Annotated in this window: 24 protein-coding genes; 8 read left to right on the top strand and 16 right to left on the bottom strand. The window is 74.7% G+C overall.

All coding sequences use genetic code 11. From position 1 onward, the window contains the following. Positions 1-58: 58 nt before the first annotated feature. The 8 genes from CELF_RS01425 to CELF_RS01460 form a co-directional block, all read right to left on the bottom strand. Positions 59-2,452 carry an ATP-binding cassette domain-containing protein gene (locus CELF_RS01425; RefSeq protein WP_013769463.1) on the bottom strand — a complete coding sequence of 798 codons (2,394 nt, stop codon included), beginning with the start codon at positions 2,450-2,452 and terminating at the stop codon, positions 59-61. Between the two features lie 133 nt (positions 2,453-2,585). Beyond that, a complete protein-coding gene (locus CELF_RS01430) occupies positions 2,586-2,993 on the bottom strand; it encodes a VOC family protein (protein ID WP_013769464.1) in 408 nt (135 codons plus the stop codon). 5 nt (positions 2,994-2,998) lie between these two features. Beyond that, positions 2,999-3,445: a helix-turn-helix transcriptional regulator gene (locus CELF_RS01435; protein WP_041553688.1), complete on the bottom strand. Its 447-nt coding sequence runs from the start codon at positions 3,443-3,445 to the stop codon at positions 2,999-3,001. 67 nt (positions 3,446-3,512) lie between these two features. Next, complete coding sequence (locus CELF_RS01440; protein ID WP_013769466.1) at positions 3,513-4,427, bottom strand: transglutaminase family protein; 915 nt, start codon at positions 4,425-4,427, stop codon at positions 3,513-3,515. Further along, positions 4,424-7,033 (bottom strand): circularly permuted type 2 ATP-grasp protein, encoded by a 2,610-nt coding sequence (locus CELF_RS01445; RefSeq protein ID WP_013769467.1) that lies wholly within the window; start codon positions 7,031-7,033, stop codon positions 4,424-4,426. The genes CELF_RS01440 and CELF_RS01445 overlap by 4 nt, the downstream gene beginning before the upstream one ends. 55 nt (positions 7,034-7,088) lie before the next feature. After that, positions 7,089-9,053, bottom strand: a complete 1,965-nt coding sequence (locus tag CELF_RS01450; protein WP_013769468.1) for a glycoside hydrolase family 15 protein — start codon at positions 9,051-9,053, stop codon at positions 7,089-7,091. Further along, complete coding sequence (locus CELF_RS01455) at positions 9,050-10,435, bottom strand: pyridoxal phosphate-dependent decarboxylase family protein (protein WP_013769469.1); 1,386 nt, start codon at positions 10,433-10,435, stop codon at positions 9,050-9,052. Before CELF_RS01455 ends, CELF_RS01450 begins: the two co-directional genes overlap by 4 nt. A gap of 169 nt (positions 10,436-10,604) precedes the next feature. Then, positions 10,605-12,401: an alpha/beta hydrolase gene (locus CELF_RS01460; RefSeq protein ID WP_013769470.1), complete on the bottom strand. Its 1,797-nt coding sequence runs from the start codon at positions 12,399-12,401 to the stop codon at positions 10,605-10,607. 262 nt (positions 12,402-12,663) lie between these two features. On the opposite strand from CELF_RS01460, the gene CELF_RS01465 reads away from it, so the two are divergent. Beyond that, on the top strand, positions 12,664-13,041 hold the full coding sequence (locus CELF_RS01465) for a nuclear transport factor 2 family protein (RefSeq protein ID WP_041553302.1): 378 nt from the start codon (positions 12,664-12,666) through the stop codon (positions 13,039-13,041). Between the two features lie 7 nt (positions 13,042-13,048). On the opposite strand, the gene CELF_RS01470 is transcribed toward CELF_RS01465, so the two are convergent. Beyond that, the gene (locus CELF_RS01470; RefSeq protein WP_013769472.1) at positions 13,049-13,396 is read right to left on the bottom strand and encodes a hypothetical protein; all 348 of its coding nucleotides are present in this window, start codon (positions 13,394-13,396) and stop codon (positions 13,049-13,051) included. 110 nt (positions 13,397-13,506) lie between these two features. On the opposite strand from CELF_RS01470, the gene CELF_RS01475 reads away from it, so the two are divergent. Further along, a complete protein-coding gene (locus CELF_RS01475) occupies positions 13,507-14,049 on the top strand; it encodes a universal stress protein (protein ID WP_013769473.1) in 543 nt (180 codons plus the stop codon). Between the two features lie 33 nt (positions 14,050-14,082). Here the strand turns inward: CELF_RS01475 and CELF_RS01480 are convergent, their stop codons facing one another. From CELF_RS01480 to CELF_RS01510, 7 genes are read right to left on the bottom strand one after another with little or no spacing between them, the layout of a single operon-like run. Continuing rightward, positions 14,083-14,979 carry a hypothetical protein gene (locus CELF_RS01480; protein ID WP_013769474.1) on the bottom strand — a complete coding sequence of 299 codons (897 nt, stop codon included), beginning with the start codon at positions 14,977-14,979 and terminating at the stop codon, positions 14,083-14,085. After that, complete coding sequence (locus tag CELF_RS19300; RefSeq protein WP_013769475.1) at positions 14,976-16,079, bottom strand: aminotransferase class V-fold PLP-dependent enzyme; 1,104 nt, start codon at positions 16,077-16,079, stop codon at positions 14,976-14,978. Before CELF_RS19300 ends, CELF_RS01480 begins: the two co-directional genes overlap by 4 nt. Continuing rightward, entirely contained in the window at positions 16,076-16,867 is a 792-nt protein-coding gene (locus CELF_RS01490; RefSeq protein ID WP_041553303.1) for a hypothetical protein, read from the bottom strand. The genes CELF_RS19300 and CELF_RS01490 overlap by 4 nt, the downstream gene beginning before the upstream one ends. 52 nt (positions 16,868-16,919) lie before the next feature. After that, a complete protein-coding gene (locus CELF_RS01495) occupies positions 16,920-17,828 on the bottom strand; it encodes a putative PEP-binding protein (RefSeq protein ID WP_041553304.1) in 909 nt (302 codons plus the stop codon). Continuing rightward, positions 17,825-18,607 (bottom strand): ABC transporter permease, encoded by a 783-nt coding sequence (locus CELF_RS19305; RefSeq protein ID WP_013769478.1) that lies wholly within the window; start codon positions 18,605-18,607, stop codon positions 17,825-17,827. The genes CELF_RS01495 and CELF_RS19305 overlap by 4 nt, the downstream gene beginning before the upstream one ends. After that, positions 18,604-19,374, bottom strand: a complete 771-nt coding sequence (locus CELF_RS19310) for an ABC transporter permease (protein ID WP_013769479.1) — start codon at positions 19,372-19,374, stop codon at positions 18,604-18,606. The genes CELF_RS19305 and CELF_RS19310 overlap by 4 nt, the downstream gene beginning before the upstream one ends. Further along, the gene (locus CELF_RS01510) at positions 19,364-20,302 is read right to left on the bottom strand and encodes an ABC transporter ATP-binding protein (protein ID WP_013769480.1); all 939 of its coding nucleotides are present in this window, start codon (positions 20,300-20,302) and stop codon (positions 19,364-19,366) included. The genes CELF_RS19310 and CELF_RS01510 overlap by 11 nt, the downstream gene beginning before the upstream one ends. Before the next feature lie 129 nt (positions 20,303-20,431). Here CELF_RS01510 and CELF_RS01515 point away from each other — a divergent pair, with 129 nt between their 5' ends. From CELF_RS01515 to CELF_RS01540, 6 genes are read left to right on the top strand one after another with little or no spacing between them, the layout of a single operon-like run. Continuing rightward, positions 20,432-21,202 carry a class I SAM-dependent methyltransferase gene (locus CELF_RS01515; protein WP_013769481.1) on the top strand — a complete coding sequence of 257 codons (771 nt, stop codon included), beginning with the start codon at positions 20,432-20,434 and terminating at the stop codon, positions 21,200-21,202. Continuing rightward, positions 21,195-22,064, top strand: coding sequence for a putative PEP-binding protein (locus CELF_RS01520; RefSeq protein WP_013769482.1), 870 nt, complete (start codon positions 21,195-21,197; stop codon positions 22,062-22,064). Before CELF_RS01515 ends, CELF_RS01520 begins: the two co-directional genes overlap by 8 nt. After that, the gene (locus tag CELF_RS01525; RefSeq protein WP_013769483.1) at positions 22,054-23,349 is read left to right on the top strand and encodes a PLP-dependent transferase; all 1,296 of its coding nucleotides are present in this window, start codon (positions 22,054-22,056) and stop codon (positions 23,347-23,349) included. The genes CELF_RS01520 and CELF_RS01525 overlap by 11 nt, the downstream gene beginning before the upstream one ends. Further along, positions 23,346-24,563 (top strand): hypothetical protein, encoded by a 1,218-nt coding sequence (locus CELF_RS01530; protein ID WP_013769484.1) that lies wholly within the window; start codon positions 23,346-23,348, stop codon positions 24,561-24,563. Before CELF_RS01525 ends, CELF_RS01530 begins: the two co-directional genes overlap by 4 nt. Next, entirely contained in the window at positions 24,556-25,566 is a 1,011-nt protein-coding gene (locus tag CELF_RS01535) for a PLP-dependent cysteine synthase family protein (RefSeq protein ID WP_013769485.1), read from the top strand. Before CELF_RS01530 ends, CELF_RS01535 begins: the two co-directional genes overlap by 8 nt. Then, complete coding sequence (locus tag CELF_RS01540) at positions 25,563-26,195, top strand: O-methyltransferase (RefSeq protein WP_041553305.1); 633 nt, start codon at positions 25,563-25,565, stop codon at positions 26,193-26,195. The genes CELF_RS01535 and CELF_RS01540 overlap by 4 nt, the downstream gene beginning before the upstream one ends. The last annotated feature ends 47 nt before the right edge of the window (positions 26,196-26,242 follow it).

The raw sequence follows: 26,242 nt of genomic DNA on the forward strand, positions 1-26,242 counted from the left end.
CGCGCGGACGTGCCGACGGGCCGCGCGGACGTCCCCCCGCGCGGCCCGTCGAGGGACGTCAGGCGCCCACGTACTCCGCGAGGTGGCGGCCGGTGAGCGTCGAGCGGTCGGCGACGAGGTCGGCGGGCGTGCCCTCGAAGACGACGAGCCCGCCGTCGTGGCCGGCGCCCGGGCCGAGGTCGATGATCCAGTCGGCGTGCGCCATCACGGCCTGGTGGTGCTCGATCACGATGACGGACTTCCCGGAGTCCACGAGCCGGTCGAGCAGCCCGAGCAGCTGCTCGACGTCCGCGAGGTGCAGGCCCGTCGTCGGCTCGTCGAGCACGTAGACGCCGCCCTTCTCGCCCATCTGCGTCGCGAGCTTGAGCCGCTGCCGCTCGCCGCCGGACAGGGTCGTGAGCGGCTGGCCGAGGGTGAGGTAGCCGAGGCCGACGTCGGCGAGCCGGTCGAGGATCGCGTGCGCGGCGGGTGTGCGCGCGTCACCCGAGGCGAAGAACTCCTCGGCCTCGGCGACGGGCATCGCGAGCACCTCGGCGATGTCCTTGCCGCCGAGCGTGTACTCCAGGACCGACGCCTGGAACCGGCGGCCCTCGCACTCCTCGCACGTCGACTCGAACGTCGCCATGACGCCGAGGTCGGTGTAGATGACGCCCGCGCCGTTGCACGTCGGGCAGGCGCCCTCGGAGTTCGAGCTGAACAGGGCCGGCTTCACGCCGTTGGCCTTCGCGAACGCCTTGCGGATCGGGTCGAGCAGGCCCGTGTAGGTCGCGGGGTTGCTGCGGCGCGAGCCGCGGATCGCGCCCTGGTCGATGACGACGACCCCGTCCCGCCTGGCGACGGACCCGTGCACGAGCGAGCTCTTGCCCGACCCCGCGACGCCGGTCACGACGCACAGCACGCCGAGCGGCACGTCGATGTCGACGCCGCGCAGGTTGTGCGTCGACGCCCCCCGGATCTCGAGCGCGCCGGTCGACGACCGCACCGACTCCTTGAGCCGCGCCCGGTCGTCGAGGTGCCGCCCGGTGACGGTGCCGCTCGCGCGCAGGCCCTCGACGGTCCCCTCGTAGCAGATGGTCCCGCCGCCGGTCCCGGCACCCGGGCCGAGGTCGACGACGTGGTCGGCGATCGCGATGGCCTCGGGCTTGTGCTCGACGACGAGCACGGTGTTGCCCTTGTCGCGCAGCTGCAGCAGCAGGTCGTTCATGCGCTGGATGTCGTGCGGGTGCAGGCCGATCGTCGGCTCGTCGAACACGTAGGTGACGTCGGTCAGCGACGAGCCGAGGTGCCGGATCATCTTGGTCCGCTGCGCCTCGCCGCCGGACAGGGTTCCGGACGGGCGGTCGAGCGACAGGTAGCCGAGGCCGATCTCGGTGAACGCGTCGAGCAGGTGCCGCAGGCCGTCGAGCAGCGGCCCGACGGTCGGCTCGTCGAGCCCGCGCACCCAGCCGGCGAGGTCGCTGATCTGCATCGCGCACACGTCGGCGATGCTCTTGCCCGCGATCTTCGACGAGCGGGCCTCGGGCGCGAGGCGCGTGCCCTCGCACTCGGGGCACGTCTGGAACGTCACCGCCCGCTCGACGAACGCGCGGACGTGCGGCTGCATCGCGTCGACGTCCTTCGACAGCAGCGTCTTCTGGATCTTGGGGATGAGCCCCTCGAACGTGATGTTGATGCCCTCGACCTTGATCTTCGTCGGCTCCTTGTAGAGCAGGTCGTCGAGCTCCTTGGCCGAGTACCTCCCGATCGGCTTGTCCGGGTCGAAGAACCCGCTGCCGCGGTAGATCCGCCCGTACCAGCCGTCCATCGTGTAGCCGGGGACCCGCAGCGCGCCCTCGTTGAGCGACAGGGTCTCGTCGTACAGGGCCGTCCGGTCGAAGTCGGTCACGGCGCCCATGCCCTCGCAGCGGGGACACATGCCGCCGAGGACGGTGAACGACGCCTTCTCGGTCTTCGTGCGGCCCTCGCCGCGCTCGACCGTGATCGCGCCCGCGCCGCGCACCGACGGCACGTTGAACGAGAACGCGTTGGGCGAGCCGATGTGCGGCTTCCCGAGCCGGCTGAACAGGATGCGCAGCATCGCGTTCGCGTCGGTCGCGGTCCCGACCGTCGAGCGCGGGTTGGAGCCCATGCGCTCCTGGTCGACGATGATCGCCGTCGTCAGGCCCTCGAGCAGGTCGACGTCGGGTCGTGCGAGCGACGGCATGAAGCCCTGGACGAACGCGCTGTACGTCTCGTTGATCATCCGCTGCGACTCGGCCGCGATGGTCGCGAAGACGAGCGAGCTCTTGCCCGAGCCCGAGATGCCGGTGAACACCGTCAGCCGGCGCTTCGGGAGCTCGACGCTCACGTCCTTGAGGTTGTTCTCGCGGGCGCCGTGCACGCGGATGAGGTCGTGGCGGTCCGCGACGTGCGGCTCGTGCGCGGGCTGCGTGGTGGTCGGGGCGGTGGTCATGCGGTCTCCCTGCGTCGGCGGCGGTGCCGGGTCGGCGGCGGTGCGGGTCGGCGGTGCGGGTCGGCGGTGCGGGTCTGCGGTGCGGACGGGTCCGGACGGGTGCAGCGCCGAGGACGCGGGGAGGACCGCGGGCTCAGAGCTGGTTGATGCGGATCTGGTTGCCGGCGGGGTCGCGGAACGCGCAGTCACGGATGCCGTACGGCTGGTCCGTGGGCTCCTGCACGACCTCCGCCCCGGCACCGGACAGACGCTCGAACGCGGCGTCGACGTCGGGAGTTCCCAGGACGACCGTCGCGAACGTGCCCTTGGCCATCATCTCGGTGATCGTGCGGCGCTCGTCCTCGGTCGTGCCGGGGTCGGCGGCCGGCGGGTACAGCACGATCGACGTGCCGGGCTGGCCCTCGGGGCCGACGGTCACCCAGCGCATGTCGCCGTAGCCGACGTCGTTGCGGATCTCGAAGCCCAGCACGTCGCGGTAGAACGCGAGCGAGGTCTCCGGGTCGTCGTGGGGAAGGAACGTGGTGTGAATGGTGAGGTCCATGACGTTCACGCTAGGCGCGGGTCGCGAGCGGGTGCTTCTCGATTCCTGACCGGTCGCGTGACGCGCTTGGCGACGCACGACGGCAACCCCTCGACGGCGTGCGCGGACTGCGCGCGGTACACGCTGGGCGGCACGCCGACCAGCTCGGTGAACCGGGTGCTGAACGTGCCGAGGGACTGGCAGCCGACCGCGAAGCACACCGCGGTGACGCTGAGGTCACCGCGGCGCAGCAGCGCCATCGCGCGTTCGATGCGCCGGGTCATGAGGTAGGCGTAGACGGACTCGCCGTAGGCCGCCTTGAACTGCCGGCTCAGGTGACCCGCGGACATGTGCGCACCGCGCGCGAGCGCCTCGACGTCGAGGGGCTGCGCGTACTCCCGGTCGATCCGGTCCCGCACGCGGCGCAGGCGGACCAGGTCGGCCAGACGCGCGTCGGCGGGCGTGGTGGTCACGTCTGCGATGGTGCCACGCACCACCCACGGAGCGCACCGTCCGGGGCGGCGGTCGGCTCGCCGGGGCTCAGACGAACGGGTCGCTGCCCGCCGGCACGAGGTCCACCTGCACCGTCGGCGTCGCGCCGCGCCCGTCGGTGAAGATCACGCCCCGCAGCGGCGGGACGTCGTGGTAGTCGCGGCCCCACCCGAGCAGCACGTAGCGGTCGTCGACGAGCTGGTCGTTCGTCGGGTCGATCTCCACCCACCCCGACCCGGGCGCCCACGCCGACACCCACGCGTGCGACGCGTCGGCTCCCCGCAGCTTCTCGCGCCCCGCGGGCGGACGCGTCTCGATGTACCCGCTGGAGTACCGGGCGGGCAGCCCGTGCAGGCGCAGCGCGGCGATCATGAGGTGGGCGAAGTCCTGGCACACGCCCGCCCGCTGCGCGAGGAGCTGGTCCTGCGTGGTGTGCACCGTCGTCGAGCCCGAGCGGTACGCGAGCTCGGTGCGGATGCGGTGCGCGAGGTCGACGAGCACCTCGCCGACGGGCCGCCCCGGCGTCATGGTCGGTGCCGCCCAGTCCCGGACCGCCGCGGTCCGCCGCACGTGCGGCGACGGGAGCAGCGCCTCGCGCAGCCGGACCAGCGCGTGCTCGTCGACGGTCGAGACCCCGCCGGCGACGGCCTGCGCGACCTCCTCCCACGGCATCGTCGGCAGCCGGTCGGGCTCGGGCTGCGGGCGCGTCACCTCGATGGTCGAGCGGGACGTCACGACCAGGCGGGTGTGCGGCTCGGTGACGGCGAAGTACGTCGAGCGGTTGCCGAAGTAGTCGACGTGCGCTGCGGTGTCGGCGGGCGCCGGGTCGATCTCCAGCGTCGTGGACAGCACGCTCTGACCCGGCACGTCGCGCGGGGTGAGCGTCGTGCGGCCGTAGGAGTCCGTGACCGGCTGGGCGTAGGCGTACGTCGTGCGGTGCACGAGGTCGTAGGTGCGGCTCATGCGTCCCACGCCCCCTCGAGCGCCTGCCCCGGCGCCGCCCGGACGAAGTGCACGCGCTCGATCTCGTCGGCCGCGGCGCGCAGCCGCCACCGCATCGACTCGAGCGTCTCCGCGAGCCGCTCGCGCCGCCCGTCCGCGCCGACGACGGCCGCCGTCGCCGGGTCGAGCTCCTCGACGAGCGCCGCGACGTCGCCCAGGAGGTGGTCGCGCTGGTCCGTCGACGCGTGCGGCACGGGCACCGCCGCGAGGTCGTCGGCGAGCCGGTCGAGCTGGTACGCGAGCGAGCGGGGGTTGGTGCGGTCGAGGACCAGCAGCTCGAGCACCTGCGGCACGCGCGCGCCCGACTGGTAGCGCCGCCGCGCCGTGATGACCGACTCGTGGGCCGTGAGCACGGACTCCAGCACCAGCCGGTCCACCGTCGCGGACCGCTCGTCCACGAGCGTCGCCTGCAGGCTCTCGACGACGTGCTGCGCGCGCTCGACCCGGCGGCCCGCGTCGAGGAGCCGCCACCCGACGTCCCGCACCAGGCCCTCGGCGGTGATGCCCGCGACCGCGAGCAGGCCCTCGAGCACCTGGTCGAGGGCGGGCCGCAGCCCCGCCGTCACCGCGCGCAGGTCGTCGCCGTCCTCCGGCTCGCGCCACCGCTCGTCGCGCAGCGCGCGTTCGATCCGCGCGAGCGGGCCGAACGTGTCCGTCGAGAGCTGGTCGCGGACCGCCGCCGCGCAGGCCGCGAGGCGGCGGACCGACCGTGCGACCGTCCCCGCGGGGCGGGGGTCGAGCGCGAGGGCGCGCAGCGCGGGCGGCCCGGCCGGCACGGGCACGGGCGCGTCGTCGTCGCGCTCCTCCGGCAGCGCGTCGGGCGTCAGGCTCGCGAGCAGCACCGCGAGCGCCCGCCCGCCCACCGACGCGGGACGACGGTGGAAGTCGTCCCAGCGGTCGGCGACGACGCGCAGCACGCGCGCGCGGTCCTCGGCACGCTCCGCGTACCGGCCCATCCACCACAGGTTCTCGGCCGTGCGCGGCGAGGTGCCCGTCGCGGGGACGCGCCCCACGACGGCGTCGGCCGTCGTGTCCTCGGTGTCCGCCGTGACGTCCGAGGCGGCGGGCGCGAGCACCCACACGTCCTTGGCGACCGCCCCCGACGCGGACGAGACGACGTGCCCCGCGGCGACCCGCGCCAGGCCGCCCGCCATGACCGTGTACGACGAGCGGTGCGCGACGGCGAAGGCGCGCAGCACGGCCGCCCGCGGTCCACCGGATGCCGGCGCGGACCCGTGCCGTCCCACCTCCGGGGGGTCCGCGACCCCGGCGAGGTCGCTGCCGACGGCGAGCGCGGCGTCGTCGACCACCGGGCCCGCCGGCCCGACGGCCTCCTGCGCCGTCCACGCCCACGGCTCGGCCGCGATCAGGGCGGCGAGGTCGGCACGCTCCCGGTGGCTCAGCGTCCACCCGGGCACGGCCGCGTGCTCCGGCCCGCGCGCGGTCGGCAGCACGACGAGCCGGTCGAGGTGCGCGACGACGTGCTGGAGCGAGGTCGCCTCGCCGCACCACCACGTCGGTGCCGAGGGCAGCAGCAGGTCCTGGTCGAGGACCGTGCGGGCCAGGCGCGGCAGGTACGCGAGCAGCGCGGGGTTCTCCAGCACGGCGCTGCCGAGCGGGTTGACGACGCTCACCGTGCCCGCGCGCACCGCCCGCACCAGCCCGGGGACGCCCAGCCGCGAGCCCGCGCGCAGGTCCAGCGGGTCGCACCACTCGGCGTCGACGCGGCGCAGCAGCACGTCGACCGGCTCCAGGCCGTCGAGGCCGCGCATCCAGACCCGTCCCTCGCGGACCAGTAGGTCGCTGCCCTCGACGAGCGGCAGGCCGAGCATCGACGCGAGGTACGCCTGGTCGAACGCCGTCTCGCCGCCCGCGCCCGACGACAGCAGCGCGACCCGCGGCTCCTCGGCCTCGCGCGGGGCCGCGTCGCGCAGCGCCTGCCGCAGCGCGTGGAAGAACGGACCCAGCCGCTGGATCGACGCCTGCCGGTACACGCCGGCGAGCACCTGTGCGACGACGCGCCGGTCCTCCATCGCGTACGCCGCACCCGACGGCGCCTGCGTCCGGTCGGCGACCGCGCACCACGTCCCGTCCGCGGCGCGCACGAGGTCCGTCGCCGTGAGCACGAGCTCGCGCCCGCCCGGCATCCGCAGCCCGTCGAGCTGCCGCAGGAACCCGGGGTGCCCGAGCACCGCGGACGGCGGCAGCAGGGGGTCGGTCAGCAGGCGGCGCGCGCCGTACACGTCCTGCAGCACGGCGTCGAGCAGCTCCGCACGCTGCACGAGCGCGGCGTCGAGGTGCGCCCACTCGACGTCGTCGACGACGACCGGCACGGGGTCCAGCCGCCAGGGGCGCGCGCCCGCGTCCGACCCCGGGGTGCCGTAGGTGACGCCGTGGTCGGCGAGCAGCCGCTCGGCCTCGGCCCGGGCGTGCGCGAGCTCGCGCTCGTGGGGCTCGTCCGCGGGGTCGACGAGGCGGGCCCAGTCGGGCCGGAAGGCGTCGGGCGTGGGCGGCGGGCCGTCGTCGGGCGCCGACGGCCGCGCCGGCGTCGAGAGCAGGTCCGTCACAGGGAAGAGTGTGGCCCACGCCCCCGCGGGCGACGGTCCGGCGACGCGCCGGTGCTCAGCCGCCCCGGTTCGGGGGCTCGAAGTGGATGCCGTCCTGGCCCGCCCGCTCCTCGGCGCGGATCACGTGCATGACCGCGTTGATGAGCGCGAGGTGGGTGAACGCCTGCGGGAAGTTGCCGAGGTGCCGGCCCGTGCGCGTGTCGATCTCCTCCGCGTACAGGTTGAGCGTCGACGCGAACGACAGCAGCCGCTCGCACAGCGCCCGCCCGCGCTCGAGCTCCCCGATCTCCACCAGGGCGCTGACCAGCCAGAACGAGCAGATCGTGAACGTGCCCTCCTCGCCCTCCAGGCCGTCGTCGGTCTGCTCGACGCGGTAGCGCAGGACGAGCCCGTCGACCGTGAGCTCGTCGGCGATCGCGAGCACCGTGGCGCGCACGCGGGGGTCGTCGGGCGGCAGGAAGCGCAGCAGCGGGACGAGAAGGAGGGACGCATCGAGCGCGTCGGACCCGTACCGCTGGACGAACACGCCGCGCTCGTCGACGCCGTTCGTGCAGATGTCCGCGTGGATCTCCGCGGCGAGCTTGGCCCACTCCTCGGCGAAGTCCGGCTCGTCGTGCATACGCGCGAGCCGCGCGCCGCGGTCGAGCGCGACCCAGCACATGAGCTTGCTCGCGGTGAAGTGCTGCGGCTCGCCGCGGACCTCCCAGATCCCGCGGTCGGGCTCGTGCCAGTGCCGGGCGGCGGCCTCGACCTGCCGCCGCAGCACCGGCCACAGGGCCTCGGGGAGCTGCTCGCGCGACTTCGCGTGCAGGTACACCGAGTCGAGCACGGCGCCCCACACGTCGTGCTGGCGCTGCTCGACCGCCGCGTTCCCGACCCGGACCGGCCGCGCGCCCTCGTACCCGGTCAGGTGGGACAGCACGCGCTCGTCGAGCCGCTCCTCACCGCCGACGCCGTACATGATCTGCAGGTCCTTGTTGTCCCGGCAGACGTCGTGCAGGAACGCGAAGAAGTCGTTCGCCTCCCGGTCCAGGCCGAGCGTGTACAGGCCCCACAGGGCGAACGTCGAGTCGCGGATCCACGCGTACCGGTAGTCCCAGTTGCGCTCGCCGCCCGGCGTCTCCGGAAGCGACGTCGTGGCGGCCGCGAGCAGCGCACCCGTCGGGGCGTACGTCAGGCCCTTGAGCGTCAGCGCGCTGCGCTGCAGGTACGTGCGCCACGGGTGGTCGGGGAACACCCCGAGCGTGATCCACTCGCGCCAGTACTCCTGGGTCCGCCACGACTGGTCGGAGGCCTCGTCCCACGTGCGCGGGGCGGGCAGGGGCGACCAGGCCAGCGCGACGAACGCCTTGTCGCCGTTCGACATGCGGGTGCGCGCCGACGCCGTCCGCCCGTCCAGGCCGAGCCGCAGGCTCGACGTGAGCCGCAGGCTCAGCCCGTCCTCGCCCGCGGGCGTGTGCACCTCGTGGTAGTCCGCCTCCGTGTACTCCCAGGTCACCGGCGTGCGCCCGTAGTCGAGGGCGGGCTCGCACTCCACCTGCAGGTCGACCGTGCCGCTCACGCACGTGATGGTGCGCAGCAGCACGTGCGCCGCGTCGTAGTCCGTCGGGGTGCGCCGGTGCGTCGCCGACCGCTCCGCGGTGTTGTGCCACGGGCCCATCACCATCGCGTCGCGCACGACGAGCCACCCCGTGGGCGTCTGCCAGGTCGTCTCCAGGACCAGCGTGCCCGGCAGATAGCGGCGGGCCGTCGGCACCCGCACCCCGTGCGGGCCCACCCGGAACGAGCCCGCCGACCGGTCGAGCAGCGCCGCGAACACGCTCGGCGAGTCGGGCCGCGGCACGCACATCCACTCCACGGCGCCCGCGGGGGAGACGAGGCACGTCGACTCGCAGTCCGACAGGAAGGCGTAGCTCGCGATCGCGGGGAACGACGAGCGGTGCGGCGCCTGCGACCGGTGGTGGGGCCGCGTCAGGGCCGCGTCCGCACGGGACGGCGGGGGTGGGGCGACGGGCGTCATCCCCCCAGGGTCGCGCCGGAGACCGCGCGCCGCACGGCGTCGACGGTCGCGGCGACGTCGTCGGGACCCGTCGCCCAGTTGCTCACCGAGAACCGGATGACGTCGCGGTCGCGCCACCGGGACGTGTACGCGTACGCCACGCCCTCGTCGCGGACCGCGGCCGCGACGGCCTGCGTCGTGGCGTCGTCGGCCAGCGCCACGCACACCTGCGTGTACACCACGTCGTTCACGACCTCGACGCCCTCGATGCCCGCGAGCCCCTCCGCCAGGTCCGCCGCCGCGTCCGCGAGATGCCCCACGAGGTCCGCGACCCCCTGCCGGCCGAGCCACGCGAGCGTCGCCCACACCGGCACGCCGCGCGACCGCCGGGACATCTCCGGGACCGTCTCGTGCGGGTCGCCCGTCTCCGCCGCGACGAGGTAGCTCGCGCGGATGCCCAGGGCGGTGCGCGCCGCGACGGGGTCCGCGACGATCGCGACGCCGCTGTCGTACGGCACGTTGAGCGTCTTGTGCGCGTCCGTCGCCCACGAGTCCGCCGTCTCGTACCCGTGCGTGAGGTGCGCGAGCTTCGGGGACGCCGCCGCCCACAGCCCGAACGCGCCGTCGACGTGCACCCACGCGCCCGCCTCGTGCGCGACCGCGACCGCCGCCCCGACGTCGTCGAACGCACCCGAGTGCACGTTGCCCGCCTGCAGGCACACGATCGCGGGGCCGTCGCCGTCGGCGAGCGCGTCGGCCAGCGCGTCGACGACGATCCGACCCTGGTCGTCGGCGGGGACGAGCCGCGCCGCCCCCAGCCCGAGGTACCGGGCGGCCAGGTCCACGGACCCGTGGCGCTCCGCACCCGCGACCAGCCGGACCGCCGGGGCGCCGGCGAGGCCGTCACGGTTGACGTCCCACCCGACGGCCCGCAGCACGTGCTCGCGCGCGGCCGCGAGCCCCACGAGGTTGGCGGTCGTCGCGCCCGTGACGAAGCCGACGGCCGACCGCGCGGGCAGCCCCAGGACGTCGAGCAGCCACTCGCCCGCGAGGTCCTCGACCGCGGTCAGGCTCGGGCTCGACTGCCGCATCCCGCCGTTCTGGTCCCACGCGCTCGTGAGCCAGTCGGCCGCGAGCGCCACCGGGTACGTCCCGCCGATCACCCAGCCGTAGAACCGGGGCGACTGGCTGGCCAGCAGGCCCGGCTCCACCGCGTCCGCGAGCCGGTCGAGCACCCCGCGCGGGTCCTGCGTCGACTCCGGCAGGCTGCGGCCCAGCGCGTCCTTGACCTCGTCGACGGTCGCCGCGGGCGGGATGGGTCGCTCGGGGACCTGGTCGAGCCACTCGGCGGCGCGGTGCCGGGCGGCGTCCAGCAGGTCGCGGTAGTCGTCCACCGGGCTCATCGCCGGACCCCCGTCCGTCGGGCGCGCGCCGCGCGCCGGGCTGCGTCGGGCGTCGTCGCCCGCCGGACCGCTCGTCTCGGAGTGTTCTCCCGCGCCGGGGTGCCGTCAACGGCCGCCGGACGCGACGGTGCGGGGCCGGGCGCGTCGGCCCGACCCCGCACCGGGTCGCTCACTGGCGGGGCAGCGCCCCCGGCAGCGGCGGCACGACCGGGGGCAGCGACCGCTGCGGCGCAGCGCGGCGGTCCTGCGGCGCCGGGTCGGCGAACGGCTGCACGTCACCCGTGCACACCGTGCCCTCGGCGGGCAGCGTGCCGTCGAGCAGGTACGCGTCCACCGCGTCCGTGACGCACGCGGACGTCCCGTACGCCGTGTGGCCCCAGCTGTCGCTCGAGAGCAGGCGGCTGCTGCCCAGCACCGCGTCGGCCGCGACGGCCCCGTCGTAGTTCGTCGCCGGGTCCCAGTAGTTGCCGACGACGAGCACCGGGTGCGCGCTGCTGCGGCTGAACGGCCCCGTGTACGCGTCCTCGTCGCGGACCGTCCAGGTCGACGACGCGCACGGCGCCGACGCCCACGTCCACGGCGGCCCGAAGCCGGGCGCGTTGCCGTCGGCACGCTGCGCGGCCTTCGGCCACGACGACGCCTTCGCGGGGTTGAGCCCGTCCGTGCACAGCACCGACTGGAACGCGTCCGCGCCGTTGGGGTACGGGAAGCCGAACCCCAGCTCCTGGCGCCGCTGCTGCGCCTGGGCCGCCGCCGCCTGCTCCGCGGCGCTCGTCGACCGGAACCGCTCGACGAGCCCGGCCTGTGCGGCGGCGTGATCCGCGGCCCGTGCCGGGTCGCCCGCCGTGTCGAGCAGCGTCGCGACGAGCGTGAGGTCGGAGTCGACCCAGGTGTAGCCGTCGGGGCCGTACAGGTCGCCCAGCAGGAACGACGTGAGGATCGGGTACGTGATCGTGATCAGCAGCTCGCCCGTCTCCGGGTCCACGAGGTCGACGGGCGTCTGCTTCAGCTCGTCCACCACACGCTCGTACGTCGCGACCGGGTCGCCGAACGACGCGAACGTGCAGCGCTCCGGCCCGGCCTCGCCGCACCGCACGAGCACCTCCTGCAGCGCCTTCCACGCGCCCTCGCCGGAGCGCAGCCGCTCCGTCTGCGGGACCGACGCGGTCGCCTTCGTGCCGGCCCACGCCACGGGGTCCAGCACGCCGTCGATGACGAGCGAGCGCACCCGGTCCGGGAAGAGGTTGGCGTACACGCTGCCCAGGTACGAGCCGTACGAGAAGCCGAGGTACGTGAGCTGCCGGTCCCCGAAGGTGCGCCGCAGGACGTCCATGTCCCGTGCCACCTCCGCGGTCGACATCGAGCCCGACAGCGGCTTGCCCGTCGTCGAGCACGCCTTGCCGAACGCCTCCGACGACGCGACGTACGCCGAGGTCTCCGCGTAGTCGACCGGGAACGGCACGTTCATCCCGCTCAGCGCCGCGGCCTGCTGGCCGACGTCCTTGAAGCACTGCACGTTGCTGCTGTAGTTCGTCCCCCGCGGGTCGACGCCCACGACGTCGAACCGCGCCAGGATCTCCGGGTCGAGGAACTGCGGCGCCGCCGCGGCGATCTCCACGCCCGACCCGCCGGGGCCGCCGGGGTTGAGGAACAGCGTGCCGATCCGGCGCGCCGGGTCGGTCGCGGGAACACGGAGCACGGCGACGTCCGTCGTGGCGCCGCGCGGCTGGTCGTAGTCGAGCGGCAGCGTCGCCACCCCGCACTGCGCCGTGCCGCCGAACAGCGGGCTGCAGTCGAACCAGCCGAGGTCGGGCACCTTCACCCGGTCGACGCGGGCGGCCTCGGCCCGGGACGTGACATCGCTCCCGCCCGACGGCGCGCCGACGGCGTGCGGTGCGACGACGGCGGTGAGCGTGAGTGCGGCGAGCGCCGCGGCCAGTGAGCGGACAGGTCTGCGCAACGGCATGGATCCCCCTTGCGGCGAGCCGTCGGACGCCCCCTGCGACCTGTGCGACCGGCCCGCCGCGCCTCACCCTGCCCGGTATGTCCGACACGCGACAAGGTCCGCCGCGCGAGCCCGGCGCGACCTTCACCGAACGTCCGCATCCCGTCCTGGCTGCCGTCGCGCGACCGCCGAGGCCGTCGCGGCGTCCCGTCTCGCCCGCCGCGGCCGGCGCTGCGGCGGGCGAGACGGTGCGCGCGGAGCACGGGCGCGGCACACTCGGCGGATGGACGTGATGACCTGGGTCGACGGGTACGAGCGGGCGTGGCGCGGCAACGACGTCGCCGGTCTCGACCGGCTGTTCAGGCCCGACGTCGTCTACCTGCGTTCCGCCTACGACGACGGGCTGCACGGCGTGGAGGAGGTCCGCGCGTTCTGGCCCGACGACACGCCGTTCACGATGCACGCGTCACCCGTCGCGGTGCAGGGCGACACCGCGGTGGTCCGGGTCGAGGTCCGCTACGGCGGTGACGAGCCGCACGAGTACCGCGACCTGTGGATCCTGCGGTTCGCCGAGGACGGCCGCGTCCGCCACTTCGAGGAGTGGGCGCACTGGCCGGGCATGCCCGGCTGGAACCCCGCGCAGGAGCAGTCGCAGGTCTGACGCCGGCTCAGGTGCCGGGGTGCTCCCCCGGGGCGGGCCGCGGGGGCCGGTCACGCTCGGCGGCCGCCGCGGCCCGCCACGCGGCCGGCACGAGAGACGCACCCACCACGAGCAGCACGACCCACGCCACGGCGAGCACCAGGACCCCCGCACCCGCGCCGACGAGCATCCCGACGCCGCCACCGACCGTGTGCCCGAGCAGCCCCAGCCCTCCGACCACCACGACCACGGCCACGGCCCACACGGCGACCTCGAGCAGCCCGTTCACCAGCCCGCGCGCGAGCTCGCGCCCGATCCCGGTGCTCGCGCCGGTCGGCGGGGTCGCGGGGGAGCGGGGCGTGGGGTCGGTCTGCATGGACCGGGACGCTACCCGCCGGCCCGCCGGGCGCGTCGCTACGATCGCGGCAGAGGCGGTCCGGTCCGCCGCGTGACGCGATCGCCGGCCGCCCGGGAAGGCAGGCGGCGATGACCGCGCACGGCGTCCCGCAACCGGGCCCGCACCGCATGGTGCCGCTGCGCGGCCACCCCCTCGTCGTCGGGGTCGTGCCGCACCAGCCCGCGCTCGTCGCGCTGACCGCCGCCGCGTGGGCCCGCGACGCGGGGTCGTCCGCCCTGTACCTCGCCCACGTCGACGAGTCCCGCTACACGCGCACCGAGCACGCCGACGGCACCGTCGACCACGCACCCGTCGACCCCGACGGCGGCGACGACGACTGGCGCGAACGGCAGGCGCACCTCGAGGCGACGCTCGTCCGCGTCCTGGCCGACCAGGGCGTGCCGTGGCACCTGCGGTACCTCGCGGGCCGCCCGGACCGCGCCCTGACGCACCTCGCGCGAGCGGTCGACGCTGCCGGGTTCGTCGTCGGGACGCGGGGGCCCGGGGTCGGGTCGCACGTGCGCGAGGTCCTCGCGGGGTCGCTCGCCGCGCGCCTGACGCACCACCAGCACCGTCCGGTCCTCGTCGTGCCGCTCCGGGTGGTCGACTGGACGACCGACCCGTGGAGGTGAGCTGACCGGACCGGCGCCGGTGCCGGTCGGGCGTCAGGCGTGCGCCGCGGGAGGGAACACCAGGACGGAGCGGACCAGCTGCGCCGCCCAGGGGTCCGGGAGCACGCCGGTGCGCAGCAGGAGCTCGACGAGGGCGTCGGACTCGACGGGGTCCGGCTCGCCGCGACGCAGAGCGTGCACCGCCTCCGCGAGGGCGGTGCGCTCGAGCGCGTAGAGGCGGTCGTGCAGCGCCGCGTGCGGGGCACGGGGCCTGCGCAGCAGCGCCTCGGCGGCGTCACGTGCGGACGGTACGGCCGCGCCGACCCACAACCGGGCGTCCGTCGCGATCGTCTCCTCGGCACGCGCGACGACCTCCTCGACGACGGACGTGGCCGGCGTCGTGCGGGAGAACGCGAGCGGCGCGGCGAGACGACGAAGCCGCTCCCACGGCACCGGCACCCGCACCCCCGACCGCAGCGCTGCGGCCGCGCCCGGCCCGAACAGGCAGTCGAGGTCGTCCCACGCCTGCAGCGCGGAGTCCGGTGTGTGGATCATGGAGAACGACTTGTTGGCCAGACCGACCCGGGACCTCAGGTGCCCCTGGTCACGGTCACCCCACGCAGAGGGGCCCTTGGCGCTCGCGAGCAGGTGGTCGGCGCCCTCCTCGCGGTGCGAGAGCAGGAGCTTGAGCGACGGACCCAGCGCGTAGATCTCCCTGCCGAGCCAGGTGCCGTCGACCCGCCCCGGGGCCGTGCTGCCGAGGTTGTGCGCGTACAGCCGGGCGACCTCGGGCGCGCGCACGAACGACAGGCTCGCGGCGTCGACCTCGAAGCCCAGCTCGTCCAGGGCGTCCAGCAGATGGGTCGCAGCGTCGATCCGGAGCGCGTCGGGCGTGAGGCAGGCGAGCGCCCAGCGCGTTCCTCCGCGCTCGGCGCGCGGGTCGATGCTCATGACGGCGCCCCGGCGGTCGCGACCGCCCGCAGCCGTCGGCGCAGTTCGTCGGCGCACGGCGCGGCGTGCCCGAACCAGCTCAGGCGGACGGCGCGCGCCTTGTGCGGACCCTGGCCCCGTCCGACGTGGAGCCCGGTGCCGGCGAGCCGGGCCTGCAGGTGCCGGGCGTCGAGCGCGTCGTACACCGCCACGGGCCCCGGCGGGGCGTCGCCCGGGAACAGGGGCGGCAGCGCGGCCGCCTCGTGCAGGACCGCGTGGGCCTGCGCCCGCTGCGCCAGGTGGCGGGCGTGGCCGCGGCGCACGACCGCGGTCAGGTGTGCCTCGACCCCCGCGAGGACCGGGATGCTGGGGGTGAGGAACACGTCGGCCGTGGCAGCGGTCGCCGCCTCGACCAGGCGGGCCCACGAGGTGGCGTAGGAGCCGCCGTCGGCGACCACGCGGTCCAGCGCGCGGCTGCCGGCGAGGCAGAAGGAGGCACCGGGCAGCGAGCCGAGCCCCTTGCTCGAGCCGCACACGGCGATGTCGACGCCCCACGCGTCGAGCTCGACCTCGAGCTCGCCCGCCGACGACACGGCGTCGAGGAGCACCAGCGCGCGCGGGTCGGCGTCGCGCACGGCCGCGCTCACGGCTCGGGCGTCGTTGCGCACGCCCGTGGACGTCTCGTGGTGCACGGCCGCGACGAGCGCTGCGCCCCGCGACGCCCGTCCCACCGCGTCGAGCGCCGTCTCGGTCGGGACGCCCCACGGCACGTGGACTGCCCGCAGCTCACGCCCCAGCGCGGTCACGACCCGCACGATCCGGTCACCGAACTGCCCGTTCGAGACGACCGCGACCGTCTCGCCGGGACGGGTCGTGGCCCGCACGGCCGACTCGATCGCCGCGGTCGCGGTCCCCGTCTGCGTGAGCACCAGGTGTCGTGGTGCGCCGGTCACCTCGGCGAGCGCGTCGTGCAGCCGCCGCAGGAGCGCGTCCAGCTCGCGCCCGCCGGAGGGGAGGTCCGCCGCCGCCCGCATCGCGCTCCAGACGGGGTCGGCCACCGGGTTCGGTGCGGGCGTGAACAGGAGTCGCTCCGCGGCCGGGCCGCACGCGTGCCCGCTCACTGGTCCGCCGGCTCCACGGAGAGCGTGTAGTGCGCGTCGGCCCAGCGGAACGTCGACGGGTCGGCGAGCGCGTGCGTCACCTCGTCGACGAGCGCGGCGACGGCGTCCGCCCCGACCTCGCGGTAGATGGTCTCCTGGAACTGCCGCACGTAGGCGACGCTCTCCCAGGACAGCGCCAGCGCGAACTTGGAGCACAGCCCGAGCAGCGCGATCTCCTCGGGGGAGCGTGCGCGGGACGCGCGCGACTTGTAGCGTGCCGCCACACCATGGAGGTCGGGATCGGAACCCTCGACCGCGAGGGCGTGCACCTCGGCCGTGAGCCACGTCTCGTCGTCGATCTTGTCGAGCTCGCGAGCGCACTGGTCGAAGTAGCGGTCGAACGTCCCGCTGCGCGCCAGGTGCAGGTCCACCAGGTACTCGAGCATGGTGTGGGCGAACCCGCGGACCGAGTCGTTGGGCTCGGCGGTGTCGCGGAGCCCGAGCGCGTGCGCCTCGGCGAAGAACTGCCAGTAGCGCCGGGTGGCGGGTCGCATCGAGCGGTACGCCCAGCCGCGTCGCACCCGCTCCTGCTGGTACTCGGCACCGAAGTGCACGTACCAGTCGGCGAGCATGTGCGCCTGGATGAGGCGCATCTTCTCTCCCTCGGCCCTCCACGCCTTCGTGTAGGCCCAGTCGTGGCAGTTGACGAAGTCCGGCAGCATCAGCGTCGCCAGGCGGCCGTCGAAGATCTCCTCCTCGGTGAAGGCGCCCGAGTCCCGGGTGAGGATCGCGTGACCGATCAGATACACGTGCACTTCCTCTCCGACCGCGGCGCGTCGCCGTGGCCTGCGTGTGGCGGCGTCAGACGGGGTGACGTGAGATCCGGGAGCGGCGTGCGGCGATCGCGTCGCGGGTGCGCGCCTTGACCGCGGCCAGGTGCCCGAGGTCGGGCAGTGCGGCGGGGTCGACCAGGCCGAGCCGCGCCAGGTCGCTGTAGTGCACGACGCCGCGGTCGACGCCCGCGGCCACGGCGGTCTCCACGAGCGTGGGCGTGAGGTAGCCGGCCAGGTCGACCGTGCCGTCGACCGCGTGCACGGCCGCCGTGACGTGCGCGAGCAGGCGGGCGAGGCCGGGGACCGACCCCTCGCGCAGCGCAGGTCCGCGGCGCCGCGCGGCGAGCAGGCTCGTGAGGTCGTTCGAGCCGACGACGAAGCGCCGGCAGCCGGCGTCGACGAGGTCGGCGACGTCGACGGCTGCGGCCGGTGTCTCGACCATCGTGCCCACGACCACGTCCGGCCCGACGACGGACCGCACGCGCTCGCGGAACCAGACGTACTCGTCGGCCGAGGTCACGAAGGGCGCGACGACCTCGAGGTTCGGGTGGCGCTCCCGTACGCGGCGGACGGCGCGGAGCTCGGCGTCGAGGCTCGCGGGGAAGGCCATGTGACGTCGGACGCCGCGGAGGCCGAGCAGGTCGTCCCCGTCCTCGTCGTCCTCGTGCTCGACGCCCTCCAGCACGTTCGCCTCGGCCTGCGTGACCTCGAGCGTGCGGTACGCGACGCTCGCCTCCGTCGCGGCGCACACCGAGGACAGGTAGCGCTCGAGCTCGGCGCCCGCCGTCTCCTCGGTCGGGTAGCGCAGGATCCCGCGGAAGACGTACTCGCCTCGCACGAGCCCGACGCCGGCGAACCGCTCGAGCAGCGCGCGTGACGGTGCCTCGCCGCTGAGCGCGAGGGCGATCGGCAGGCCGGACATCTGCACGGTGGTCATCCTTCGTGGGCCAGGGTGCCGTCGCGGCGCACCCGCGTGACGAGCCGGGCGAAGACGAGGATCGCGGCGCCGAGCCACGCGGCGCCCACGGCGGCCTCGAGCCCGACCCGCCCGAGGTCGAGCGCGCCGGTGGTGACGAGCGTGCGGACGGCGGCGAGGCCGTGCGTCATGGGGAGCGCGTTCGCGGCGACCGAGAGACCGTCGGGCCAGAAGGCGACCGGCACGTTGACCCCGGCGAAGAGCATCAGCGTGAGCATCGCGAGGTTCGCGACGACGGAGCGCAGATGGGGGCGGGCGAGGACGACCGCGCCGAGCAGGAGGCCGAACCAGAACACCGACAGGAGGCTGACGAGGAGCACGGGGACCGCGACGAGGACGGTCGTCGGTCGGACCGGGAGGCCGAACACGGCCGGCGCGACGAGCAGGCTGAGCGTCGCGAGCACGAGACCCTCCAGCACCCACTGGGCGCTGCGCCCGGCGAACACGACGAACGGCGACGAGGGTGAGGCCACGAGCAGCGGCAGGGTGCCGAGGCGGCGCTCCCACACCGTCGACGCGACGACGAAGAGCACGGTGGACGCGCCGACGAGGACCGAGTGGCCGACGACGAGGTACTCGACCTTGCCCTCGCCGACCACCAGGCCGATGCTCGCGAAGAACACGACCTGGCACAGGACGCGCAGGAGCCAGCCGAAGACCCAGGTGCGGACGTCGTGGATCGCCCGCGCGTCGGCGAGGCCGATCAGGAACGACCACCGCAGGGTGTGCAGGAGGGTCATGCGAACGTCAGCCTCCCGTGCCGGCGTCCGGAGAGCAGCACCCGCTCGACCAGGAGGTACCCCGCGCCCGCGGTGACGACGGACAGCAGGCCGAGGTAGACGATCGGCGCCCAGGAGTCGTCCGCCGTCGTGGCGGTGACGCTCGCCCGCAGCGCGTCGGCGCTCCAGCGCAGGAAGACGACGCGGGAGACCGGCTCGACCCACGCGGGCAGCAGCGCGACGGGGACGACGACGCCGCTCAGCACGAAGAGGGGGTACGGCAGCGCGTTCTGGTAGGTGCGGGCGGACCGGACGGCGACGAACAGCGCGGCGGCGAGGAGCGACGTGGCCGCGGTGGCCGCCGTCGTGCCCAGCGTCGCGGCCGCGAACCGGACCGGGTCGTGCACGGTGACGACGACGCCGAACACGAGCCGGGCGGTGGCCAGGCACTCGACGAACGCGACCAGGCTCACCGCGGTGACGGTCAGCACGCGGCCGACGAGGACCCAGGCGAACGGTGCCGGGGTCGCGGTCGCCGCTTCGAGCACGCCGGTCTCGCGGTCGGTCGTGACGATCTCGCCACCCACGAACAGGCCCATCTGGACGAGTGCCATGAGCACGGGGGCGAGGACGACCATCGCCATGAGGCCGGTGCGGCCGCTGTCGGCGAAGACCGACAGGATCGCGACGGTGACGAACGGCGAGGTGAACAGCAGGAGCAGCGTCTCGGGGTTGCGGCGGACGAGCAGGCCCTGGAGCCGCGCCCCCGCCCAGACGCTACCCAGCACGGGTCGCCGCCTTCTGTGAGAGCTGGAGGTAGACCTCGTGGATCTGCGGCGGCCGGATCCCCGCCGGGGTCACTCCCTCGCGCCCGAGCCGGGTGATCACGTCCTCGGCTGCTGCGCGGTCGCTCGTCACGATCGTGGCACCCGCACGGCCCGCGGTGACCCGGACGATGCGCGGGTCGGCCTCGAGGTGCGCAGCGAGCCCCGGGGGCAGCGGGCCGCTCTCGACGAAGCAGGCGTCGCCGACGGCGTCCGCGAACCGCTCGACGGGTGACGAGTGCAGGACGCGGCCTGCGTCGATGAACGTGAGCTCGTCGCACACGGCCTCGGCCTCGGCGAGGTCGTGCGTCGTGAGCAGGATGGTCTTGCCCTCGGCGCGCAGGTCGCGCACGAAGTCGCGGAACTCGAGCGCGGCGACGGGATCCATCCCGTTGGTCGGCTCGTCGAGGAGCAGCACGGGCGGGTCGGCGACGAGGCCGCGCGCGAGGTGGACGCGCTGCTTCATCCCGCGGGAGAAGCGTTCGACCGGCTCGTCCTCGCGCCCCTCGAGGCCGAACCGGACCAGGAGCGACGCGGTGCGGTCGCGGAGTCGTGCGCCCCGCAGGCCGTGCAGCGACCCCCAGTAGGAGACGTTCTGCCGTGCGCTGAGGCGGCCGTAGAGGCCCCGGTCGCCGCCGAACACGATCGAGACGCGCTGCCGCACCCGACGTGTCTCGCGCACGACGTCGAACCCGGCGACGGTTGCCGTGCCGCTGGTCGGGAGCAGCACGGTCGACAGGATCCGGCACAGGGTCGTCTTGCCGGCACCGTTGCGGCCGAGGAGCCCGTGGACGGTGCCGGCACCGATCGTGAGGTCGAGCGGGTGGAGCGCGAGGACGGCGCTGCCGTCACGGCTCCGGTAGGTCCGCTCGAGAGCATCGGTCCTGATCATGGCGTCGGGCACCCGGCGGACCTTAGCACCGGCAACGCGTCCGAGTCATTCGCTGCGCAGACTTGACTGACTGCCATCCATGACTATGGTTCGACGTCTTGAATGTCCGTTTACCGGAGGGTGCTCTGCATGCCGTCCCCCGTGCTGACCTCTGTCGACGTCCGTCCGCTCACCGACCCCTTCGCCGCCGCGCTGCGCACCGTCATCACGCGCGACGGCATCCCCGCCGACCCCGCGCTGGTCGACGCCGTGACGCGCGCGGTCGTCGAGGACGGGTTCACCTCGCCCGAGGCGCGGCGGATCCTGCGCACCAGCGGCGTGCGCGACGGATGGAACCAGCGCTTCGCCGAGGTTCGCTCCCGGCAGGTCGCGGCCTGGGTGGCGCCCGCCCTCGCCGGGCACCGGCGCGTCGTCGACCTGCTCGCGGGGGACTGCCGCGTCACCCGCGAGCTCGCCGCGCGTCTCGACGACGCCGAGCTGCTCGCGGTCGAGTGGCCCGAGCACTACGACGACGTCGTGGCCGACCCGTCGTTCCGGTTCGTGCCCTGGGACGGTGGGACGCCGCCGTCCGCCGACGCGGTGCTGCTCGGCGCCGTGCTGCACCACGAGAACGACCCGGCCCCCCTCGTGGCGGCCGCCGTCGCCACGGGCGCCCGGACGTTCGTCGTCGTGGAGAACTGCGTCGACGACACGTGGTCGTCCGACCTGCACCTCGCGCTGGACCTGTTCTTCAACCAGACGCTCAACGAGTTCGGCAGCGACTGCGTGCGCCAGCACCGCACGCGCGACGAGTGGGTGGAGTACCTCGAGCCGTTCGGGCGACTGCGCCACTTCGACGAGCTCCACGACGTCGCGGGGCTGCCGTTCCCGTACCAGCTGATGGTGTTCACCCGTGACTGACGCCTGGCTGGGGCTCGTCTCGAGCGGCGAGTCCGTCCCCCGTGCGGTCGCCGCGCACCTGGCCGAGACCACGATCGTCCGCTCGGAGTACCTGTACCGCGCGGCGGGTGCGGCCCCGCAGACGCCCCGCGGTGCGCAGGCCGTCCGGACGCACCTGCGGCGCGCGGCGGCCCAGGTGCCCGGGCCCCTGTGGTACCGGACGAGCGACTTCGAGGAGCGCGAGATCGCGACGCTCGACGGGCACGGCCCGGTGGAGCTCGTCGAGAACCCGATCCTGAGCCGGCGCGGGGCACGGCGCGCGCTCGCGTTCCCCGACGAGTACCTGGCCGAGCTGGTGACCGTCGACGCGCTCTCCGACGAGCTGCCCGACCTCCGGGTCCTCGTGTCGTACGTCGGTGACGCCGACGAGTTCCGGCGCCTGCGCGACCTCGCCGCACAGGCCGGCGTCATCCGTCCGACGGGCTGCATGATCGAGACCCCGGCCGCGCTGGAGTCCGCCCACGAGATCGTGTCGCTCGGGGCCGAGCGGCTCGTCGTCGGGCTGCAGGACCTCGCGATGAACTTCCTCGGGGCGCACCGGGGGAGCGTCGCGCACGACCGCACGCACCCCGGCCTCATGCGCCGCGTGCACGACCTGCTCGCCTCGAGCCCTGTCCCCGTCGTGGTCGCCAACCCGGCCTCGCCGCGGCATGCCGCGGAGCTGCGCGACGCCGGAGCCGCGCGCGTCGCCGTGACGTACGCCGACCTCGCCCACGGGTACGGCGTCCCCGCGGACGCGCTGGTCGACCGGCACCTGGTGCGCCAGCTGTCGTCGCGGACGTCCGCCGAGCTCTCCCGACTGGCCACGGCCCGTGCTCGCTGAGTTCGTGCGCCGGCACCTGCGCTCGCTGGAGCCGGTCGCAGGCCCGGGCGACGCCGCCCGCGCCGCGCGGGTCGACTACCTGCTCGCGGTCGCGGACCGCACGGGGCCGACCGAGCTGCTGTCGGCGTACGAGAGCATCGTCCACGACCGGGCGGCGGCGCACGCGGGGCTCGACGGCGTCGCGTCGGGGTACGCGTCCATGGCAGAGCTGTGGGACGACGTCGCCCGGCAGGAGGTCGGCACGAGCGACCGGATCCTGTGGGACAGCTACCTCAACGGGCACCGGGTGCGCGTCGAGAGGGCGCTCGCGTCAGCCACCGGTGCGGACACCCTCCTGCTGACGGTCAGCGGCATGTCGGCGATCGACGCGGTGCTCACGTCGGCCCTGGTCCCGGCGGGCGCGACGGTGGCGGTGAGCGACGGTGCGTACTTCGAGTCGGCGACCTACCTCGACGCGCAGCGTCGCGCCGGACGGGTGAGCGTCGCGACGTTCGACCCGACGTCGACCGCCTCGGTGGGACGTGCGCTCGCGCGCGCGGACGTGCTGCTGCTCGAACCGGCCGACAACGCGTTCCCGGTCCGCGAGCTCGACCTGGCCGCGACCGCCGCGGTCGTGCGGCGCGTGCGCCCCGACGTGCTGGTCGTCGTCGACACCTCCCTGTTCGGGCCGGCGATCCCGCTGTCGCGTCTCACCGGGCTCTTCGACCGGGTGGTCGCGGTGCAGAGCGGCAGCAAGTACCTGACGACCCGGGTGAGCGCGGGCGTCGTCGCGGCCGACGCGCAGCTGGGACCCGTGCTGCGCGAGCGCGTGCGGCAGACCGGCATCGGGCTGCCGGAGGCCGCCGTCCGGCTGCTCGTGCCCGGCGAGCTCGCGTCCGCACGCGAGCGGTTCGACGTGCAGGCGCGCGGCGCTCAGGTGCTGGCCCGAGCGGTGGACCCCCGCGACTGGGTCTCGTGCCGCCAGCCGCAGGTCCGCCTCGGCGACGAGGTCGTCCGCGCTCCCGTGCTCTTCCTGGAGCCGGCCCCGCACACCACGCCCCACGTCGCCGCGATCACGGACCGATGGGTCCGGCTCGCGGCGGACGACGGGGGCGCGCTCCAGGTGCGTGCCGGGTTCGGCTGGGCGCTCACCACCTGTCGCGCGTACGGCGCGGACCAGCTCAACCGTCCCGAGGGGCGCAGCTACGTCCGCGTGTCCGTCGGCCTCGAGCCGGCAGCCGATCTCGTCCGCCTCGGCGAGCTGCTCGCGGCCACCACACACGACGTCCTGGAGAGGGCCGCATGACCTACCGACCGCTGCCGCTGCCGCGCGCCCTGCGAGACGGCGTCGAGACGACCACGGACCTGGCCCGCTCGCGCGTGAGCCTCGCCGTGGCGGTCCAGCACCTGTGGGAGACCGCCGAGCTGCTGAGCGGGGGGCTCCTGGCTGTCGCGCACTACGAGGGCAAGCTCGCCATGGGGTACCACCTCTTCGTGGTGACGGACGCCCTGCGGGCGCTCGAGCACCGGCTCGACGAGCTGGGGACGTCGAAGACGGTGCGCCGCCGCGAGCACCGCGCCCTCGTGGACGTCGCAGCCGTGCTCGCCACGCAGGACGGCGACGCCGTGCTGCGCGCGGTCTACCAGGTGCTGCTGCCCCGGGCCGTCGAGCTGCTGCGTGAGCTGCACGACGCGGGCGGACGCGTCGCCGACGCGCCGACGCACCGGCTGGTCCGTCTGCACCTGCCCGAGCTCGAGGAGGCGCGGGACTGGGGCCTCGACGCGACGGCGCTCCTGGACACCGGCGCCCCGGCCGCCGCGGTGCCGGACTCCGCGCACGACGGTGCCCGGACACGTCCGGTACGGGCACGTCGCGACGAACGGTTCGCCGTGTTCAGCGACACGCGCGACTACCGGGCCGACGCCGCGCACGACGCCGACGCCTCGCCGTACGAGCAGGACCGCCTCGAGCTCGTGCGCACCAACCGCGACGAGATCGACGCCATCGAGACGTTCGCGCTCGTCTACTACGACCTGCTCGACGGTGCACCCGTCGACATGCTGTGGGACCTCGCCCGCACCGCGTGGGACGAGGTGCGGCACTCGCTGCTCGGTCACCAGCTCCTGGAGCGGATCTCCGGTGACCCCTTCGCCTACCCCTGCAGCATGATCGGCATCGAGGTGCGCTCACGCCTGGGTGGCTGGGACGCCCTCGCGCAGATCAGCCTGTTCGGCGAGCTCAACATCATCGGACCGATGCGTGCGCTCGCGTACGCCGCACGCGCGCAGGGCGACGAGGTGACGGCGCGCGCGTTCGACTACATCTGCAGCGACGAGTCGCTGCACCTGCGCCGGATCAGGCGCTGGCTGAAGGAGCAGCACCCCCTCGGCGACCTCGACGAGATCGAGCGCTTCACCAAGCGCCGGGCCGGGGCCCTGCTCGAGGAGCTCGGCGTGATGGGCGAGGAGTACTTCGTCAACCTCTCCAGCGAGCAGATCTTCGAGCTGCTCGGTGAGTGAGCCGCCGGTCTTCCCGCTCGTCGGGTCGACCCCGGTGGTCGACCTGACCGGGCTGCTGCCGGACGCCCGGCGCGGCCGTCTGCTCGCCAAGTGCGAGCACCTCAACCCCACCGGGTCGATCAAGGACCGCCCCGTGCGTCGCATGCTGCGGGACCTGGGGCCCGCCGGGGCGACGCACACGCTGGTCGAGGCGACCGGCGGCAACACCGGCCTGTCGCTCGCGCTGATGGGCCGCGCGCTCGGGTACCGGGTCGTGCTGACGATGAGCTCGAAGATGGGCCCGGAGAAGGTGCGGATGCTGCGCGCCGCGGGCGCCGAGGTGGAGATCTGCCCGGTCGAGGCCGAGCCGGGCAGCGCCGAGCACTTCATCGAGCGTGCCCGGCGTCGGGGTCGGGCACCGGGGTGCCTGTACCTGAACCAGTTCGAGAACGCGTCCAACTGGCGTGCGCACCACGACGAGACCGGACCCGAGATCGTCGCCGACGTCGGCGGTCGGATCGACTCCTTCGTGTGCGCGGCCGGCACCAGCGGGACCCTCACCGGCGTCGCACGGTGGCTGCGCCGGTCCTCGCCCGGCACGCGCGTCGTCCTGGCCGACCCGCACGGCAGCGTGCTCGCGCCGGCCGTCGTCGGGCGGTCGGCGGTCGGCGAGCCGTACCTCGCGGAGGGCATCGGGGGCGACTTCGTGCCGCCGCTGTTCGACCCGTCGCTCGTCGACGAGTCGGTCGTCGTCACCGACGCGGACGCCCTGCGCTGGCAACGGCGGCTCGTGCGCGCGGGCCTGTTCGTCGGCAGCTCCTCGGGAGTGAACGTCGCTGCGGCGGCGGACCACCTGAGCCGTCAGCCGCCCGACGACGAGCGGGTCGTCGTGACGCTGCTGTGCGACAGCGGGGACCGCTACGTCTCCACCTGGCTCGACGACGCCTGGACCGCCGAGCACGTCATCGACCGACGCACCACCGACACGACAGGAGGCCGCCTGTGCAAGGCAGCAGCGCCGTGACCCCTCAGATCGCGGAGTACCTGGACGGCCTGGTGCACGAGCCACCGCACCTCGCCGCGGTCGGCGCGTGGATCGAGGAGAACGAGGAGCCCATCCACATCTCGCCGGCCCAGGGTGCGGCGCTGCGTGCGCTCGTCGCCGCGACGGGCGCGCGACGCGTGCTCGAGATCGGCACGCACGTCGGGTACTCGGCGCTGTGGATCGCCGAGGCGCTCGCTCCGGCCGGGGGACGTCTCGTCTCGCTGGAGGTCGACCCGCGTCGGGCGCAGACCGCGAGGACGCACCTCGCCGCGAGCCCGTGGGGGGCGGCCGTCACGGTCGTCACGTGCGACGCGCGCGACTGGCTCGCGACGAGCGACGACGAGTTCGACCTGGTGTTCCTCGACGCGGAGAAGATCCTCTACCTCGACCTGTTCCGTGCCGCCTGGGACCGGCTGCGCACCGGCGGGTCGCTCGTCGCCGACAACACGCTGCACAAGGGCCGCGTCGTCGCGCCGGTGAAGGACAGCACCCGGGCGATCGCCGCCCTCAACGTCCTCGCGACGTCCGGCTCCGTCGGCCACGGGACGGTCCTGCCGCTCGGCGACGGGCTGACGCTCGTCGTGAAGACGGCCGACACCCTCCCCTAGGACTTCGTCGCGGCCCGGACCTCGCGCACCCGAGGGCCGGCGCCGGC

It is taken from the genome of Cellulomonas fimi ATCC 484 (assembly GCF_000212695.1).
In the GTDB taxonomy this organism is placed as follows: domain Bacteria; phylum Actinomycetota; class Actinomycetes; order Actinomycetales; family Cellulomonadaceae; genus Cellulomonas; species Cellulomonas fimi.

Excerpts from the sequence above, each read along its gene's own strand:
- CELF_RS01425 (WP_013769463.1), bottom strand. The coding sequence starts at position 2,452 with ATGACCACCGCCCCGACCACCACGCAGCCCGCGCACGAGCCGCACGTC.
- CELF_RS01430 (WP_013769464.1), bottom strand. The coding sequence starts at position 2,993 with ATGGACCTCACCATTCACACCACGTTCCTTCCCCACGACGACCCGGAG.
- CELF_RS01440 (WP_013769466.1), bottom strand. The coding sequence starts at position 4,427 with ATGAGCCGCACCTACGACCTCGTGCACCGCACGACGTACGCCTACGCC.
- CELF_RS01450 (WP_013769468.1), bottom strand. The coding sequence starts at position 9,053 with ATGACGCCCGTCGCCCCACCCCCGCCGTCCCGTGCGGACGCGGCCCTG.
- CELF_RS01455 (WP_013769469.1), bottom strand. The coding sequence starts at position 10,435 with ATGAGCCCGGTGGACGACTACCGCGACCTGCTGGACGCCGCCCGGCAC.
- CELF_RS01460 (WP_013769470.1), bottom strand. The coding sequence starts at position 12,401 with ATGCCGTTGCGCAGACCTGTCCGCTCACTGGCCGCGGCGCTCGCCGCA.
- CELF_RS01465 (WP_041553302.1), top strand. The coding sequence starts at position 12,664 with ATGGACGTGATGACCTGGGTCGACGGGTACGAGCGGGCGTGGCGCGGC.
- CELF_RS01470 (WP_013769472.1), bottom strand. The coding sequence starts at position 13,396 with ATGCAGACCGACCCCACGCCCCGCTCCCCCGCGACCCCGCCGACCGGC.
- CELF_RS01475 (WP_013769473.1), top strand. The coding sequence starts at position 13,507 with ATGACCGCGCACGGCGTCCCGCAACCGGGCCCGCACCGCATGGTGCCG.
- CELF_RS01480 (WP_013769474.1), bottom strand. The coding sequence starts at position 14,979 with ATGAGCATCGACCCGCGCGCCGAGCGCGGAGGAACGCGCTGGGCGCTC.
- CELF_RS01495 (WP_041553304.1), bottom strand. The coding sequence starts at position 17,828 with ATGACCACCGTGCAGATGTCCGGCCTGCCGATCGCCCTCGCGCTCAGC.
- CELF_RS19305 (WP_013769478.1), bottom strand. The coding sequence starts at position 18,607 with ATGACCCTCCTGCACACCCTGCGGTGGTCGTTCCTGATCGGCCTCGCC.
- CELF_RS01510 (WP_013769480.1), bottom strand. The coding sequence starts at position 20,302 with ATGATCAGGACCGATGCTCTCGAGCGGACCTACCGGAGCCGTGACGGC.
- CELF_RS01515 (WP_013769481.1), top strand. The coding sequence starts at position 20,432 with ATGCCGTCCCCCGTGCTGACCTCTGTCGACGTCCGTCCGCTCACCGAC.
- CELF_RS01530 (WP_013769484.1), top strand. The coding sequence starts at position 23,346 with ATGACCTACCGACCGCTGCCGCTGCCGCGCGCCCTGCGAGACGGCGTC.